This is a genomic window from Caulobacter sp. 73W, from assembly GCF_041021955.1.
In the GTDB taxonomy this organism is placed as follows: Bacteria; Pseudomonadota; Alphaproteobacteria; order Caulobacterales; family Caulobacteraceae; genus Caulobacter.
Genome location: NZ_CP158375.1, coordinates 2,827,336 through 2,842,259 on the forward strand (window position 1 = coordinate 2,827,336; position 14,924 = coordinate 2,842,259).

General features: G+C 67.4%; 13 protein-coding genes and 1 pseudogene. 3 read left to right on the forward strand and 11 right to left on the reverse strand.

The window, feature by feature from the left end; all coding sequences use genetic code 11:
- Window positions 1-4: 4 nt before the first annotated feature.
- The 3 genes from ABOZ73_RS13335 to ABOZ73_RS13345 all read right to left on the reverse strand — a co-directional run bounded on the left by ABOZ73_RS13335 (window position 5) and on the right by ABOZ73_RS13345 (window position 3,262).
- Window positions 5-1,387, reverse strand: coding sequence for a hypothetical protein (locus ABOZ73_RS13335; RefSeq protein WP_369058620.1), 1,383 nt, complete (start codon window positions 1,385-1,387; stop codon window positions 5-7).
- Between the two features lie 175 nt (window positions 1,388-1,562).
- A complete protein-coding gene (gene ctrA / locus ABOZ73_RS13340; RefSeq protein WP_269715999.1) occupies window positions 1,563-2,258 on the reverse strand; it encodes a response regulator transcription factor CtrA in 696 nt (231 codons plus the stop codon).
- Between the two features lie 230 nt (window positions 2,259-2,488).
- The gene (locus tag ABOZ73_RS13345; RefSeq protein WP_369058621.1) at window positions 2,489-3,262 is read right to left on the reverse strand and encodes a LytTR family DNA-binding domain-containing protein; all 774 of its coding nucleotides are present in this window, start codon (window positions 3,260-3,262) and stop codon (window positions 2,489-2,491) included.
- 139 nt (window positions 3,263-3,401) lie between these two features.
- Here ABOZ73_RS13345 and ABOZ73_RS13350 point away from each other — a divergent pair, with 139 nt between their 5' ends.
- The 3 genes and pseudogenes from ABOZ73_RS13350 (at window position 3,402) to ABOZ73_RS13360 (ending at window position 6,222) form a co-directional block, all read left to right on the forward strand.
- Window positions 3,402-4,403 (forward strand): alpha/beta hydrolase family protein, encoded by a 1,002-nt coding sequence (locus ABOZ73_RS13350; protein ID WP_369058622.1) that lies wholly within the window; start codon window positions 3,402-3,404, stop codon window positions 4,401-4,403.
- 68 nt (window positions 4,404-4,471) lie between these two features.
- Window positions 4,472-5,804: pseudogene (fliI, locus tag ABOZ73_RS13355) on the forward strand (flagellar protein export ATPase FliI).
- 4 nt (window positions 5,805-5,808) lie between these two features.
- Window positions 5,809-6,222 carry a flagellar FliJ family protein gene (locus ABOZ73_RS13360; RefSeq protein ID WP_369058623.1) on the forward strand — a complete coding sequence of 138 codons (414 nt, stop codon included), beginning with the start codon at window positions 5,809-5,811 and terminating at the stop codon, window positions 6,220-6,222.
- 122 nt (window positions 6,223-6,344) lie between these two features.
- Here the strand turns inward: ABOZ73_RS13360 and ABOZ73_RS13365 are convergent, their stop codons facing one another.
- From ABOZ73_RS13365 to fliF, 8 genes are all read right to left on the reverse strand, one after another.
- Window positions 6,345-6,725: a DUF4282 domain-containing protein gene (locus tag ABOZ73_RS13365; RefSeq protein ID WP_369058624.1), complete on the reverse strand. Its 381-nt coding sequence runs from the start codon at window positions 6,723-6,725 to the stop codon at window positions 6,345-6,347.
- Window positions 6,726-6,878: 153 nt separating this feature from the next.
- A complete protein-coding gene (locus ABOZ73_RS13370) occupies window positions 6,879-7,394 on the reverse strand; it encodes a hypothetical protein (RefSeq protein WP_369058625.1) in 516 nt (171 codons plus the stop codon).
- A 110-nt stretch (window positions 7,395-7,504) separates the two neighbouring features.
- Window positions 7,505-9,601, reverse strand: coding sequence for a flagellar biosynthesis protein FlhA (flhA, locus tag ABOZ73_RS13375; RefSeq protein WP_369058626.1), 2,097 nt, complete (start codon window positions 9,599-9,601; stop codon window positions 7,505-7,507).
- A gap of 64 nt (window positions 9,602-9,665) precedes the next feature.
- Window positions 9,666-11,042, reverse strand: a complete 1,377-nt coding sequence (locus ABOZ73_RS13380) for a sigma-54-dependent transcriptional regulator (RefSeq protein WP_369058627.1) — start codon at window positions 11,040-11,042, stop codon at window positions 9,666-9,668.
- A gap of 29 nt (window positions 11,043-11,071) precedes the next feature.
- A complete protein-coding gene (gene fliN / locus ABOZ73_RS13385; protein ID WP_369058628.1) occupies window positions 11,072-11,413 on the reverse strand; it encodes a flagellar motor switch protein FliN in 342 nt (113 codons plus the stop codon).
- A 4-nt stretch (window positions 11,414-11,417) separates the two neighbouring features.
- The gene (locus ABOZ73_RS13390; RefSeq protein WP_369058629.1) at window positions 11,418-12,074 is read right to left on the reverse strand and encodes a flagellar assembly protein FliH; all 657 of its coding nucleotides are present in this window, start codon (window positions 12,072-12,074) and stop codon (window positions 11,418-11,420) included.
- Window position 12,075: 1 nt separating this feature from the next.
- Window positions 12,076-13,098, reverse strand: coding sequence for a flagellar motor switch protein FliG (gene fliG, locus ABOZ73_RS13395; RefSeq protein WP_369058630.1), 1,023 nt, complete (start codon window positions 13,096-13,098; stop codon window positions 12,076-12,078).
- Entirely contained in the window at window positions 13,098-14,759 is a 1,662-nt protein-coding gene (gene fliF / locus ABOZ73_RS13400; protein ID WP_369058631.1) for a flagellar basal-body MS-ring/collar protein FliF, read from the reverse strand. Before fliF ends, fliG begins: the two co-directional genes overlap by 1 nt.
- Between the last annotated feature and the right edge of the window lie 165 nt (window positions 14,760-14,924).

Sequence of the window (14,924 nt, forward strand, 5' to 3'; positions counted from 1 at the left end):
GTCGTTACGCCATCCAGGCGCCGTCGTCGTTGTAGGCGGTCACCAGCCCGACCTTGAACTGCGCCTGACCGTCGGCCAGATCGTAATAGAAGTTCTCGAGCGAGTTGGCGTACTTGCCCACATCGGCCTTCACCGCCTCGGCCAGGATGTAGCCGACGAGGGCGGCCTTGGCGGCCAGGTCCGTGTTGACGTTGTTGATCCGCCCAGCGGCCAGCTCATCGAAGTAAGCCTTGCGGCCGACGATGTTGGCGATGGCCGCGTCGGTATCGACCCCAAGGGCTCGCGCTTCCTGGATGCCGATGACCTTGTCGTAGATGCTCCGCGCCGCCTGGGCGAAGGTCATGTCGCCGTAGGCCATGCCGAACGACTTGGCGCTTTCACCCGAAAGACCGAGGGCCGCCGCGAAGTTGATGTAGCGGTTCTCGAGGTTGAAGTTGGCGTAATAGCCGTCCGTCAGGTCGAAGGCGTTCAGGTCGTCGCCAGTGTTGACCAGATAGTCCAAGCCTTTCGCCGACGGGATCTGGCCGGTGAAGAACTGGTAGGACAGCACGGCCACCGAGGTGGTGGCGTCGGCGAAGTCGATGATCCTGTCGACCGCCTGCTGGGTGGTCATGGTCCCGGCCGTGATGGCGGCCTTGAACTCGTTGACCTGAAGGACCTGGCCGATCGGCGCCTTGGATGTGGTCGGGTCCAGCCGGGTGATGTTCTGGTAGGCTGTCATCAGGTCCAGGCGGACGTTCGGCGAGGCCGGGGTCCAGCCGTCATTGCCGATGCCGGAACCGTCGTCGTTGTTGTCGCCGTTGTCCCCGTTGCTGGGATCATCGTCGTCGTCATTGTCGTCGTCGTCATCGATGTCGTCGGGGATCACCGGGACATTGACGCCCAGGTCGATGTCGAGGTCGTCGAGATCGACGTCCAGGTCGACGCCAAGCAGGCCGGGCAGGATGTCGACGCCGATGTCGCCGCCGTCGATATCCAAGCCGACGCCGCCAGCCAGGCCGGGCAGGATGTCGATGCCGACCCCGCTACGGGTGTCGACACCAATCAGGCCGCCGAGGTTCAGGCCGCCGTTATCACCAAGACCGGGCAGGATGCCGCCCAAGCCCGGCAGCAGGCCGCCGAGACCGCCGCCAGAACCACCGCCACCGCCGCCGCCGAGGTCAGGCAGGATATCGCCAAGACCGGGGAGAATTCCGCCCAGGCCGCCGCCCGAGCCGCCGTCGCCGAAGCCGGGCAGGATGGCGACGTCCGCGAGGCTTCCGCCGCCGAGCGTCACGTCAACGCCGCCAGCCAGTTGCGGCAGGACTTCCACAGTCAGGGAACCACCTTGACCGTTGGTTCCGCTGTTTCCGCCGATGTTGATCAGACCGAGAAGTGAAAAGGCCATGGTGTTTGCTCCCTTACAGCCATGGCGAAGGACAACTCAGGAGCGCGATCCTGGCTCAATGAGTCACCCTTAAGTTGAGTCAACTAGGTGTTAACCAACGCGTTGGGGCGCAAAGCAAAACGCCCGCCGGCTGAGCCGACGGGCGTTCGCGAAGTCTTGGGCTTGCTTGGGGCGTTTAGGCCGCCTGCATGCCTTCCTGCGGGTCGCGCAGCACGTAGCCGCGGCCCCAGACGGTTTCGATGTGGTGCTTGCCCTGGGCCGAGGCCGCCAGCTTCTTGCGCAGCTTGCAGATGAAGACGTCGATGATCTTCAGTTCGGGCTCGTCCATGCCGCCGTACAGGTGGTTCAGGAACATTTCCTTGGTCAGGGTCGTGCCCTTACGCAGGGAGAGCAGCTCGAGCATCTGATATTCCTTGCCGGTCAGATGCACGCGGATGCCGTTCACTTCGACGGTCTTGGCGTCGAGGTTCACCGTGATGTCGCCGGTCTTGATCACCGACTGGGCGTGGCCCTTCGAGCGGCGGACCACGGCGTGAATGCGGGCGATCAGCTCGTCCTTGTGGAACGGCTTGGTCAGGTAGTCGTCGGCGCCGCCGCCCAGGGTCTTCACCTTGGTGTCGATCTCGGCCGTACCCGACAGGATCATGATCGGGGTGTTGATCTTGGCGACGCGCAGGGTGCGCAGCACGTCCATGCCGCTCATGTCGGGCAGCGACAGGTCCAGCAGGATCAGGTCGTAGTCGTAGATCTTGCCCAGATCGACGCCTTCTTCACCCAGGTCCGTCGTGTAGACGTTGAAGCCTTCCGACTTCAGCATCAGCTCGATGGTCTGCGCAGTGGCGCTGTCATCTTCGATCAACAGTACGCGCATCAGCCCCTCTCAGCCCCCAACGACGGCTAAAATTCCAAAGGATCGGCAAAGTCCGACCCCGCTCTCGCCGACACATTGTGGGCGAGAGAATTTAAGATCGGTTAATGGTGAATGACCCTTCGGGGGAATCGTTAAGCTGATTTGCGAATCGTGAGCAAGCGGCGCCGGGACTCCGATCGCGTTTTTTGTCACCAATTCTTTTTCGGGCTGAAATCGAGGCGCGGCAAGGCTTAGCGGGGGATCCAGCCCGCCGTCCGAAGCTTGGCCACGCTGGCTCGGGAGACGGGCGCCTGGACCCCGTTGGTCAGCTCAAGGCGCAGGTTGCGGCCGTCCTCGATAACCCTAACCACGGCCCTTCTGGCCACCCACCAAGAGCGGTGGACCTGCATCCCCTCCAGCCCGCCGAGCTCGGCCATGGCCTGGTTGAGGGACAACAGGACGAGGTCCGAGCCCTGGGTAGTGTGCATGCGCACGTAGTGATCCTCCATCTGCAGACAGAGGAGATCGCGTCCCAGGCGGGGCGGCAGCCGGCGCAGGAAGGCCGGCTCGGTCGGCGTCGCGGATGGGGGCGCATGCGCCGGATCTGCGACGCGAAGCCGCAGGAGGGCGTAGGCCGAGACATAGACCAGCCCGATCAGCAGCGACTGGGCGTACCACTCGGCCCAGCTGATCCGGGCGATCGCCGGCCAGAGGGCGATGGCGGCGGCCCGCACGATGGCGCACAGCGGCGCGGTGGCGACCGCCACGACGGCGGGAATCCAGATCCAGTACGGAATGCGCGCCCGGATCATCCCCGGCGCCAGCCAGCGCAGAAGCAGGCCGAAGGAAATCCCGCTGAGCAGGAAGCTGCCGGTCCAGTAGGCGACCCGCACAGGGATCACGTCGTTGAAGTAGCTGCCGAAGGGGCCGATCAGGCCCATGACCGCGCCGCTCGCCGCGCAGACGGCGAGGTCGATCGCCCAGGCGCGGGGCGTGTTCAGGTCCTGGGCGGGGGTCGACGCCATGCTCCTCTATAGCCCGGCGTTCGGCGGGGAAAAGCCCGTCCGCCGAAAGGCGAACCCATTCGCCCATTGGCGAAGGCGCGGTGGCGGCGGCGTTCGGGAAGCCTCAGCAGAGGGCGACGCCAACGCCGAAAGGAGCGCCATGTCCGTCGCCGCCAAATCCAAGAGCCTCGCCGCCGCCGTCCTGGCGGGCGCGATGATGTTCGCCGCCCCCGCCTTCGCCGGCGCGGGCTTCCAGCTGGTCAAGGTTCCCGATCCCGAGGGCGGGACCATCGAGGTCGGCATCTGGTATCCGACCAACGCCCCGATGCGAAGCGTGCCCCTGGGCCTCAACAGGATGGAGGTCGCGCCTGGCGCGCCGATCAAGGGCACGGGCCTGCCGCTGGTGGTCATGTCGCACGGCCATGGCGGCTTCTTCGGCGGGCATTCCGACACCGCCGCGGCCCTGGCCGACGCCGGCTTCGTCACCGCCGCCCTGACCCACACGGGCGACAACTACGCCGACAAGAGCCGCTCCACGCAAGGCGCCAACCGTCCGCGCCAGTTGCGGGTGCTGACCGACTACATGCTGAAGGACTGGGCCTCGCACGATCGCATCGATGCGCAGCGGGTAGGGGCGTTCGGCTTTTCCATGGGCGGCTTCACCGTCACCGCCGCCATCGGCGGCGTGCCCGACGTGACCAAGATCAACGAGCACTGTCGCCAGCGGCCGCAGTTCTTCGACTGCCAGCTGGTTCATCACCAGCCCGCGACCCCGGCGACCTGGACCGGCTGGAATAAGGACGAGCGCATCAAGGCCGCGGTGATCGCCGCCCCCGCGGTGGGTTACGCCTTCACCCCGCAAAGCCTGGGCGCGGTGAAGATCCCGGTGCAGCTGTGGCGGGCCGAGGTAGATCAGATCCTGCCGGAGCCGTTCTACGTGCAGCCGGTGCGCGAGAAGCTGGGCGCTAAGCCGGAGTACCATCTGGTGAAGGGGGCCGGACACTTCGAGTTCCTGCAGCCCTGCACGGCCGAGGCGATCCAGAACCACGCGGACATCTGCGTCCCCGCGCCGGGCTTCGACCGGGTCGCCTTCCACCAAGACTTCAACCGCGAGGTGGTCCGCTTCTTCCGTGAAAATTTGGACGTCGTTAACCGGCTTTAACGAGACGTTTTCACTCATGGTTAACGAGCTTGTCTGCATGGTCGCCCCTCAAGTGCTGAGGGGCCGCTTTGCAGAACCTGATCGCCGCCGTTGAGCGCATCGATCCCCTGACCGTGTTCGGTCGCGTCGCGGGGGTGAACGGTCTGCTGATCGAGGCCCGTGGGGGGCTGACGCGCCTGTCCGTGGGCGCCCGCGTGGAGATTGAGCGCTTCGGCCAGTCGGCCCTGCCGGCCGAGGTCGTCGGCTTCCGCGAGACTTCGCGCCCTGCTGATGCCGTTCGGTCCGGTCGAGGGCGTCGCCCCCGGCGCCGAGATCAAGATCCGGCCCGAAGGCGCGGTGGTCCGCCCGACCGCCGCCTGGCTGGGCCGCATCGTCGACGCGTTCGGCGAGCCTATCGACGGGCTGGGTCCGCTGCCGCAGGGCGAGGCGGCCTATCCGCTGAAGGCCGCGCCGCCGTCCGCCCACGCCCGTGGCCGGGTGGGCGAGCGGCTGGACCTGGGCGTGCGGTCGATGAACGTCTTCACCACCACCTGCCGGGGCCAGCGCCTAGGCATCTTCGCCGGTTCGGGCGTCGGCAAGTCGGTTCTGCTGTCGATGCTGGCGCGCCAGGCCACCTGCGATGCTGTGGTTGTGGGGCTGATCGGCGAACGGGGCCGCGAAGTGCGCGAGTTCATCGAGGAGACCCTGGGCGAGGAAGGCCTGCGCCGCGCCATCGTCGTGGTCGCCACCTCGGACGAGCCGGCGCTGAAGCGGCGCCAGGCCGCCTATATGACCCTGGCCCTGGCCGAGTTCCTGCGCGACCAGGACATGGAAGTGCTGTGCCTTATGGACTCGGTCACCCGCTTCGCCATGGCCCAGCGCGAGATCGGCCTGGCCGCCGGCGAGCCGCCGACCACAAAGGGCTACACCCCGACCGTGTTCACCGAACTGCCCAAGCTGCTGGAGCGCGCGGGGCCGGGGCCGATCCGGCCGGACGGCACCACGGCGGGGCCGATCACGGCGCTGTTCACCGTGCTGGTGGACGGGGACGACCACAACGAGCCCATCGCCGACGCCACCCGAGGCATCCTGGACGGGCACATCGTCATGGAGCGGGCCATCGCCGAGCGCGGTCGCTTCCCGGCGATCAATGTGCTGAAGTCGATCAGCCGGACCATGCCCGGCTGTCAGTTCCCCGAAGAGCGGGATGTGGTGAAGGGCGCGCGCCAGGTGATGGCCGCCTATTCCAACATGGAAGAGCTGATCCGCATCGGCGCCTATCGCACCGGGTCCGATCCGCAGATCGACCGGGCGATCGTCCTGAACCCGGCCATCGAGGAGTTCCTGTCACAGGACAAGGACGAGGCCACCAGCCTTGACGACTCCTTCCACCAGCTTTCCAGCATCCTGAGCGCGGCGTGATCCGATGACCAAGTGGGCCGCGTCCCTCATCCGCATCGCCAACTATGAGGTCGAGACGCTGCAGAAGCGCCTGGGCGAGATCGCCGCGCGCCGTCAGGACGCCGAGATCCGCCTCGCCATGCTGGACGCCGAGGGCGAGGCCGAGATGCTGCGCGCCCAGTCGGACGCCAACGCCGGCTGGTACATGGTCGGCTACACGCAGGGCCTGACGGTGCGAAAGGGGCAGATCCAGACCCAGATCGACGCGATCAAGGTCGAGGAGTCAGGCGCGCGCGACGCGCTGTCGCGGGCCTTCGCGGAGCTCAAGAAGTACGAGCAGGTGGCCGAGAACGCCAAGGTCGCGCGCCAGAAGAAGAGCGATGCGATCGAAACCGCCCAGATGGACGAGATGGGGCTGAGGAAGAGCGGGACGCGGTAGCGCTTCGTGCGTGCTTCGAGACGCGCTCAGCGAGCGCTCCTCAGCATGACGAATGTGGGTTGCTCTCCGATTGCGTCATCCTGAGGGGCCGCGAAGCGGCGTCTCGAAGGACGCAAGGAAGATCAGGCTTCTTCGGGGCGGGCGCGGGGGATGATCGCGGTTTCGGCGTCGTGCGACTGGCGCAAGGAGCGCAGGTCGTCGCTGATACGGAAGATGGCGACGTAGAATTCGCAGAAGGCGCGCCACAGCAGCGCCATGGCGCCGGCGGCCAGCAGGCCCGCGATCAGAACCGGAAAGGCCAGAAGGATAGAGCCCAGGCCGGGCTCCTTCAGCGCCAGGCCGACAGCGGCGCCGACGACAGAGAAGGCGAATAGGGCGATGACGCCCAGGCCGGCCCAATAGACCAAGTGGATGACCTGGCCGGTGACCAGGCGGTCAAACGTCAGGAGATCCCAGATCAGGCCGGCGGAACCGCCGCCCGCCGATCGTTTAGCCGCAGGCATGCACCAAAAACCCTTCTCGTCAGCGCGGACTCCAGCCGCGCTTGCGGGCATGGCTATCAGTCGAAGCCTGCGACGGCAATGGTTCGCGCGTCGCAGGCTTCGACCGATGAGGAACGGCCGCGAAACCCGGAAGGCTTCGCGGCCGAGTCGTTCTTACTTCGGCGCCATGCCGGCGGCCGCGGCCAGGATCTGAGCCTTAGTCACCGAGGCGACCAGCTTGCCTTCCTGGCTGGCGATGGCCGTGGCCGGCAGGCCCAGGGTCTTGCCGTCGACATTCACGGCGACGATCTGCTGACCGCCCTGCTCGTAGGTTTTTTCAACCGTGCCGACCTGACCGCCGGCCGGATCCCAGACCTGGGCGCCCGCGGTGAAGGTGGTCGAGCTGGTCGTGGTGGTCGAAGAGCTCGGCTGCGCGGCGCTGTCAGCGGCCGTCGCGTCGGTGGTGGTGGTCGTCGTGGTCGTTGCGGCCGGCGGCGTCGCGGCCGGCGGAGCAGCCTCGGTGCTGGTCGTGGTCGTCGTGCTTTCCGTCGTGGTCGGCGGAGTCGTGGCCGTCGCCGGCTCAGTCGCCGTGGTGGTGGTTTGAGTGGTGGTCGTGGCTTCTTGCGCGTGAGCCACGGCCGCCATCGACAGAGCGGCGGCAGCGACGGTCGCCAGCAGAGTACGTTGCATGAGGTGCTCCAAAAAATTTCATCGAAACGCCTCCCCCATTCGAAACCAACGCGGTCGCGTTTAGGGACGTTCCCAAATTATTTCGGATTGTTTCGGTCGCCCGGCGGCGATCAGATCATGCCGACGGTCTTCAGGCGGGCCCGCGGGTGGATCTCGCTTTGGCTCATCACAACGGTCTGGCCGCGGAAGCGTTCGATGATCGAGCGCACATAGGGGCGGATGCCCGGGCTGGTCAGAAGCACCGCCGTATCGCCTTGCAGGGCGGCCTGTTCGAAGGCCTCGCGGACCTCGCCGATGAACGACTGCAGGCGCGACGGCGCCAGGGCCAGCTGCTTGTCCTCGCCCGGTCCGACCAGGGCTTCGGAGAAGGCGTGCTCCCAGTCGGCCGACAGGGTGATGATCGCCAGCGCGCCGTCGTCGCCGCGATTGGCCCAGCACAGCTGGCGGCCGATCTTGGCGCGAACCTGCTCCACCAGGGTGGTGAGCGAAGAGGTGTGGGCGGCGGCCTCGCCGACCCCTTCCAGGATCGTCGGCAGGTCGCGGATCGAGACGCGCTCGCGCAGCAGGGCCTGCAGGACGCGCTGGACGGTGGTGGCGCTGGCCAGGGACGGGATGACGTCGTCCACCAGCTTCTTCTGCTCGCCCGGCAGCTCCTTCAGGAGCTTCTGCACCTCGGCGTAGGAGAGCAGGTCGGCCATGTTCTCCTTGAGCAGTTCGGTCAGGTGGGTGGTCAGGACGGTGGCCGGATCGACGATGGTGTAGCCGCGGAAGGTGGCTTCCTCGCGCAGGCTGTCGGCGACCCAGGTCGCCGGCAGGCCGAAGGCGGGTTCGCGGACGTGTTCGCCCGGCAGCTCCACCTGGCCGCCGCGCGGGTCCATGGCCATCAGGTGCCCCAAGCGGACCTCGCCGGCGCCGACTTCCATCTCCTTGATACGGATGGAGTAGCCGCTGTTGGGCAGGCGCATGTTGTCGAGGATGCGGACCGGCGGCATGACGAAGCCGAAGTCGGTGGCCAAGGTCTTGCGCAGGGCGCGGATCTGATCGGTCAGGCGGCGGCCTTCCAGGTCGTTGATCAGCGACAGCAGGCCGTAGCCCAGCTCGATCTTCACGTCGTCGATGGCCAGGGTGCTGGAGATCGGCTCGTCTTCCTGCGCCGCCGCTTCTTCCAGCGGAGCGAGAGCGTCGGCCGCTGGGTTCAGCTTGGCCTGCCCGCGCCGCCACGCCAGATAGCCCGTGCCCACGGCGACCGCCACGAACGGCAGGATCGGCATGCCGGGGATCAGGGCGATGACGCCGGACGAGGCCGAGACCATGCCCAGGCTGACGGGGTTCATGGCCAGCTGGTTGACCAGGGCCTTGTCGGCGGAGCCTTCAACGCCGGCCTTGGACACCAGCAGACCGGCGGCGATCGAGATGATCAGGGCGGGGATCTGGCTGACCAGGCCGTCGCCGATGGTCATGACGGTGTAGGTCGAGGCGGCTGTGCCGATCGGCACGTTGTGTTGCAGCACGCCGATCAGGATGCCGCCGACCACGTTGATGCCGGTGATGATCAGGCCGGCGACGGCGTCGCCCTTCACGAACTTGCTGGCGCCGTCCATGGCGCCGAAGAAGGTCAATTCCTGCTCCAGCTCCTTGCGGCGCAGCTTGGCGCCTTCCTGGTCGATCAGGCCGCTCGACAGGTCGGCGTCGATGGCCATCTGCTTGCCGGGCATGGCGTCCAGGGTGAAGCGGGCGGATACCTCGGCGATGCGGCCCGAACCCTTGGTGATGACCATGAAGTTCACCAGCACCAGGATGATGAAGACGATCACCCCGATGACGAAGTTGCCGCTCATCATCAGGTTGCCGAAGGCTTCGATGATGTGGCCGGCGCCGTGGGCGCCCTCGTGACCATGGCTGAGGATCAGGCGGGTGGAGGCGATGTTCAGGCCCAGCCGGAACAGGGTCGCCACCAACAGCACGGTCGGAAAGGAGCTGAACTCCAGCGGCCGCTTGATCAGCAACGCCGTCATCAGGATCAGCACCGAGCTGGTCACCGAGATCGACAGCAGAAGGTCCAGCAGGAACGGCGGGACCGGAATGATCAGCAGGACGATGATCGCGGCGATGCCGACCGCCAGGCCGACTTCGCCGCGCAGCAGCCAGCCCCCGATGTCGCGGGGGGTGAAGCCGTTCTGATTTGCGTTGAGGCCGACGTCGGTCATTGACTGCTCACACGCTCAGATTCCCGCCTCCCGCCCAAGCGAAAAGAGGCGGGAGAGAAGGGGATCAGGCGGCGTTCCCCACCCCGGCCTGCGGCGCCGGCACGTCCACGCCGGCTTCGGAATATTCCTTCAGCTTGTTGCGCAGGGTGCGGATCGAGATGCCCAGGATGTTGGCCGCGTGGGTGCGGTTGCCCAGGCAGTGCTGCAGGGTGTCGAGGATCAGCTGCTGCTCGACCTCCGAAACCGTCTGGCCCACGAAGGAGCGCTGGACGGCCTCGGCGGCCATGGAGGCGCTGCGGGCGACGTTGTTTTCGCCGCCGCTGGCGGTCGCCGACATCGGCTGACCGTCGGGCAGGCGGATGGCGAATTCACCGATCTCGTCGCCGGAGGCCAGCAGCACCGCGCGGTGCATGGCGTTCTCCAGCTCGCGCACGTTGCCCGGCCAGCGGTGGGCGGTCAGGCGGCGCTTGGCCTCCGACGACAGGGGACGCTCGGGCATGCCGTTGGCGGCGGCGTACTTCTTCACGAAGTGATCGCACAGGGCCAGGATGTCGCCCGGACGCTCGCGCAGCGCGGGCAGGCGCAGGTTCACGACGTTCAGGCGATACAGCAGGTCCTCGCGGAACGTGCCGTCCTTCACCGCCTGGGCTAGGTCGCGGTTGGAGGTGGCCAGGATGCGGATGTCCACCTTCACCGGCTTGGCGCCGCCGACGCGGTCGATCTCGCGTTCCTGGATGGCGCGCAGCAGCTTGGCCTGCAGGCGGGCGTCCATCTCGCTGATTTCGTCCAGCAGCAGGGTGCCGCCGTCGGCTTCCTCGAACTTGCCGATGCGGCGAGCCAGGGCGCCGGTGAAGGCGCCCTTCTCGTGGCCGAACAGCTCGCTTTCCAGCAGGTTCTCGGGGATGGCGGCGCAGTTGACGCTGATGAACGGCTTCTGGGCGCGGCGCGACTTGGTGTGGACGTAACGGGCCATCACCTCCTTGCCGGAGCCGCTTTCGCCGGTGATCAGGATCGAGGCGTCGGACGGGGCCACCTGGTCGCACAGGGCGATGACCTCCCGCATAGACGGGTCGGCGGCGATCATCGGACGCTCGTCGTCGCTGACGGCGGCCAGGACCGCGGCGATCAGCTCCGCTTCGGGCGGGAGGGGGATGAATTCCTTGGCGCCGGCGCGGATGGCTTCGGCGGCGCGGCGGGGATCGGCCCCGACGCCGCAGGCCACGACCGGGACCCGGATGCGTTCCGCCTCGTTGGCGGCGATCAGGCCGGCGATGTCCAGCTCGTAGTCCACCATCAGCAGGTCGGCGCCCTGACCCGAGCGCAGGGCCTGAGTGGCCGCCGCCGTGGTCTCCACGTGCGAGACCTTGGCGCCTTCGCTCATCGCCATCTTAACGGCGAGGGAGAGCTGCCCGTTCAGTCGTCCGACGACCAGAAGCCGCATGTTCCTATCTCCTTCTCGACAGCCCGCCCCTAGGCGTTGCTGTCGCCGTCCTTGATGATTTCGGTCATGGTCACCCCCAGGCGCTCGTCAACGACGACGACCTCGCCCCGGGCGACCAGGCGGTTGTTCACGTAGATGTCGATGGCCTCGCCGACCTTGCGGTCCAGCTCCAGCACGCTGCCCTGGTTCAGCTTCAACAGCTGGGCGACGGACAGGTGGGCCTTGCCCAGCACGGCCGAGATGCTGACCGGGACGTCGAAGACCGGCGCCAGATCGGACGCGATCTTGTCGTCGTACTCGATGGGCATGTCGGTCGCGAGGGTCTCCTCGGGGCCGAATTCGTCGAGCGTGAGGTTCGGTTCATCGACCATGGGGTCAGCCTTCGGAGTGGGCGGCGGTCAGGGGTTCGGCGTGAAGACCCTCGGCCGCGAGGGCGGCGTTGAGAGCTTCGGCGGTGCGGGCGGCGGTGGCCGGCGGATCGAAGGCGGCGCGACCGTCCGCCCAATCCAGCATGAAGGCGGCGCGCGGCAGGCTCGGATCGGCCTTGGCGATGATCTGGCCGGCGAAGCCGGCGTTGGCGGCGGCCTGTTCCAGAGCTGCGCTCATCCGGTCCAGCAGCTCCTCGGGCACGCGCAGCATCAGGCGAGGTTGCTGCTCCAGCTCGCGGGCCAGGCTGTCGAGGGCGGCGCGCAGGGCGGCCTCGGGGAACATCTCCAGCGCGGCGTCGGCGATCTTGCGGCCGCAGGCGAGGGCCAGGGCGGCGGAGCCGGCGCGGTGGTCGTGCGCCACCTGGGTCAGGCTGGCCAGGGCGGCGCGCGCCGAGTTGGCGGTGGCGCGCAGAGCGATGGCGGCGGCTTCCTCGGCCCGGGCCACGGCCGAACGCTCGCCCTCGGCGAAGGCGGCGGCGCGCAGCTCGGCGACCTCTTCTTCGGTGTAGAGCTTGGGCTTGGGCGGCGTGTAGGCGACCGCCCCGGTGTTGTCGAACACCGTGTCGAAGGCGAACTTGCGATGGGCGGGCTGCGGGCTGGTCATGTCAGTAGATCAGCTCGTCGTCGCCGCCCTGGCCGGCCAGCATGATCTCGCCCTTGGCGGCGAGGTCCTTGGCGACCTGGACCATGGCGACCTGCGCCTGGTCCACGTCGCGCAGGCGCACCGGGCCCATGGTCTCCATGTCTTCGCGCATGATCTTGGCGGCGCGTTCGGACATGTTGGAGAAGAACATCTCGCGCAGGCCGTCCGAGGCTCCCTTCAGCGCCAGGGCCAGCTGGTCCTTGTCGACCGCACGGAGCAGGGTCTGCACGCCGCCCGGATCCAACTTGCCCAGGTCCTCGAAGACGAACATCAGGGCGCGGATGCGCTCGGCGCTGTCGCGGTTGCGCTCTTCGAGGGCGGCGATGAAGCGGGCTTCGGTCTGGCGGTCGAAGTTGTTGAAGATCTCGGCCATCATCTCGTGGCTGTCGCGCTTGGATGTGCGCGCCAGGTTCGACATGAATTCGGTGCGCAGGGTCTGCTCGATCTTGTCGAGGATCTCGCGCTGGACCGGCTCCATCCGCAGCATGCGGGTGACGCATTCCAGGGCGAAGTCTTCCGGCAGCGAGGCCAGGACGCGGGCGGCGTGGTCGCTTTTGACCTTGGACAGCACCACGGCGACGGTCTGCGGGTATTCGTTCTTCAGGTAGTTGGCGAGAACGCCTTCGTTCACGTTGCCCAGCTTGTCCCACATGGTCCGGCCGGCGGGGCCGCGGATCTCCTCCATCAGCGCCTCGACCTTCTCGAGGGGCATGAAGGAGGACAGCAGGCGCTGGGTCTGTTCGTAGGAGCCCATGATCGCGCCGGTCGAGCTCATGCCCGACACGAACTCGACCAGCAGTTCTTCGACCACGGCGGCCGAGACGGTGCCCAGCGAGGCCATGGCCTGGGAGACTTCCTTGATCTCCTCGTCGTCCAAGGCTTCCCAGATCGCGGTGTGCTCTTCGCCCAGCGCGAGCAGGACGATGGCGGCCTTCTCCGGGCCGGCCAGCTTTTTGATGTCGTCGACTGCCTTGAGCCTCGCCATCAGGTCGTCTCGTGCAGCCAGCTACGGAGGATCGCGACGGACTCCTCCGGGTGTTTCTCGACGAACTCCGACACACGCTTGATGGACGAGGCCTTCACCTGGCCTTCGATCTTGGCGATGTCGATGCGTTGGTCGAACTCGGACTGCGGGCCGGGCAGGGCCAGGGCGTCGCCTTCCTCGGCCGGGACCTGGATCATCTGGGTGCCGCCGTCGGGCAGGGTGACCAGACGGGTGACCATCGGCTGCGTGCCGTCGGCGGCGATGGCGGCCAGGTTCTGGCCCGGGGTCAGGGCGGCCTTCGGCTTCATCATCGGGCGGATGACAAAGAAGATCAGCAGGGCGGCCACGAGGCCGAGGACGCCCAGCTCGACGGCGCGCATTATGTCGTTCTTGTCGAAGCCGTTCAGCGGGCTGGCGGCGGTGACGCCTTCGCCGGGTTCGCGAGCGAAGCGGACGTTGACGACGTTTAGCTGGTCGCCGCGGTTCTGGTCGTATCCGACAGCGGCGCGGACCAGCTCCTGGATGCGCTGCATCTCCTCGGCGGAGCGCGCGGTGTAGGCGCCCGGCTCGCCGTCGGGGCCGGCCGGGGCGGTGACGCCGTCGACGGCCACGGCCACCGAGATCTTGCGGATCTGGCCGGGTTCGACGACCTCGGTCCGCATGGTCTTGGAGATTTCGTAGTTGGTGACGCTGTCGGCGCCGCGCGAGTTGGAGCCCAGCGCCTGGAAGCCGTTCTGGCCTTGCTGGCCGGGGATGTTGGCGGCGGCGGTGGCGCCGACGGTCTCTTCCTGGCGGCGTTCCTCGGCGGTCTGCTCGTTGGTGCTTTCCGAGCGGATGACCTGACCTTCGGGATCGAAGCGCTCTTCCTGCAGGGTGACGCGGTTCAGGTTCAGGTCGGCCGAGACGTTGACGCGGACATTGCCGGCGCCGACCACGCCTTCGACCATTTCCTTGACGGTCTTGGCGATGCGGGCTTCGACCTCGGACTTGCGGTCGTCAGCCAGCTTGCCGCCGAGGCCGCCGTCACGGCCGCCTTCTGACAGGGTCTTGCCGTGCTGGTCGATGACGGTAACGGCGTCGGCCTGCAGGTTCGGCACGGCGCCGGCCACCAGGTTCTGGACGGCGCGGACCATGTCGGCGGTCGGGCCACGAGCCCCGACGCCGATGGTCACGGCGGCCGAGGGACGCTCGGCGTCTTCCTCGAACAGCTGGCGCTTGGGCAGGTTCAGGTGAACGCGCACGGAGCTGACACCGTCGAGCGCGCGGATGGTGCGAGCCAGTTCGCCTTCCAGCGCGCGCTGGCGGTTCAGCTGCTGCACGAAGTCGGTCTGGCCGAGGACGTTGTTGGAGTCGAAGATTTCGTAGCCGACCGAGCCGGCGGTCACGAGGCCCTTGCCGGAAACCAGCAGGCGCGTGGAGGCGACCTCGTCGCGGGCGACCATGATGGTCGAGCCGTCGCCCTTGAGGCTGTACTTCACGCCCGCCTGGTCCAGGGCGGCGGTGACTTCGGAGGCCTCTTTCAGATCCAGGTTGGAATAGAGCAGGGCCTCGGGCTGGCGGCCCATCATCAGGACGATGGCGATAAGCGCGGCGGCCACGCCCGCCCCCACGCCCACGAGCGTGGCGAGCCGGCCGACGCCGAACCGTTGTATGGCGCTCATAAACTTTTCCACGCGCGCCTGACCCCCTCGGTCCGGGGAGCGCACCGCCTGCGTTCCCCGCTAGGCAGGATTTACCCAGTGCAGGGTAAACCAAAGGTTAATTTCCGTTAGGCGGCTCCTTAACGCGAAGCGGCCGCGTCCCTTGTGGGAACGCGGCCGCGTTGC

Excerpts from the sequence above, each read along its gene's own strand:
- ABOZ73_RS13335 (WP_369058620.1), bottom strand. The coding sequence starts at position 1,387 with ATGGCCTTTTCACTTCTCGGTCTGATCAACATCGGCGGAAACAGCGGA.
- ctrA (WP_269715999.1), bottom strand. The coding sequence starts at position 2,258 with ATGCGCGTACTGTTGATCGAAGATGACAGCGCCACTGCGCAGACCATC.
- ABOZ73_RS13345 (WP_369058621.1), bottom strand. The coding sequence starts at position 3,262 with ATGGCGTCGACCCCCGCCCAGGACCTGAACACGCCCCGCGCCTGGGCG.
- ABOZ73_RS13350 (WP_369058622.1), top strand. The coding sequence starts at position 3,402 with ATGTCCGTCGCCGCCAAATCCAAGAGCCTCGCCGCCGCCGTCCTGGCG.
- ABOZ73_RS13360 (WP_369058623.1), top strand. The coding sequence starts at position 5,809 with ATGACCAAGTGGGCCGCGTCCCTCATCCGCATCGCCAACTATGAGGTC.
- ABOZ73_RS13365 (WP_369058624.1), bottom strand. The coding sequence starts at position 6,725 with ATGCCTGCGGCTAAACGATCGGCGGGCGGCGGTTCCGCCGGCCTGATC.
- ABOZ73_RS13370 (WP_369058625.1), bottom strand. The coding sequence starts at position 7,394 with ATGCAACGTACTCTGCTGGCGACCGTCGCTGCCGCCGCTCTGTCGATG.
- flhA (WP_369058626.1), bottom strand. The coding sequence starts at position 9,601 with ATGACCGACGTCGGCCTCAACGCAAATCAGAACGGCTTCACCCCCCGC.
- ABOZ73_RS13380 (WP_369058627.1), bottom strand. The coding sequence starts at position 11,042 with ATGCGGCTTCTGGTCGTCGGACGACTGAACGGGCAGCTCTCCCTCGCC.
- fliN (WP_369058628.1), bottom strand. The coding sequence starts at position 11,413 with ATGGTCGATGAACCGAACCTCACGCTCGACGAATTCGGCCCCGAGGAG.
- ABOZ73_RS13390 (WP_369058629.1), bottom strand. The coding sequence starts at position 12,074 with ATGACCAGCCCGCAGCCCGCCCATCGCAAGTTCGCCTTCGACACGGTG.
- fliG (WP_369058630.1), bottom strand. The coding sequence starts at position 13,098 with ATGGCGAGGCTCAAGGCAGTCGACGACATCAAAAAGCTGGCCGGCCCG.
- fliF (WP_369058631.1), bottom strand. The coding sequence starts at position 14,759 with ATGAGCGCCATACAACGGTTCGGCGTCGGCCGGCTCGCCACGCTCGTG.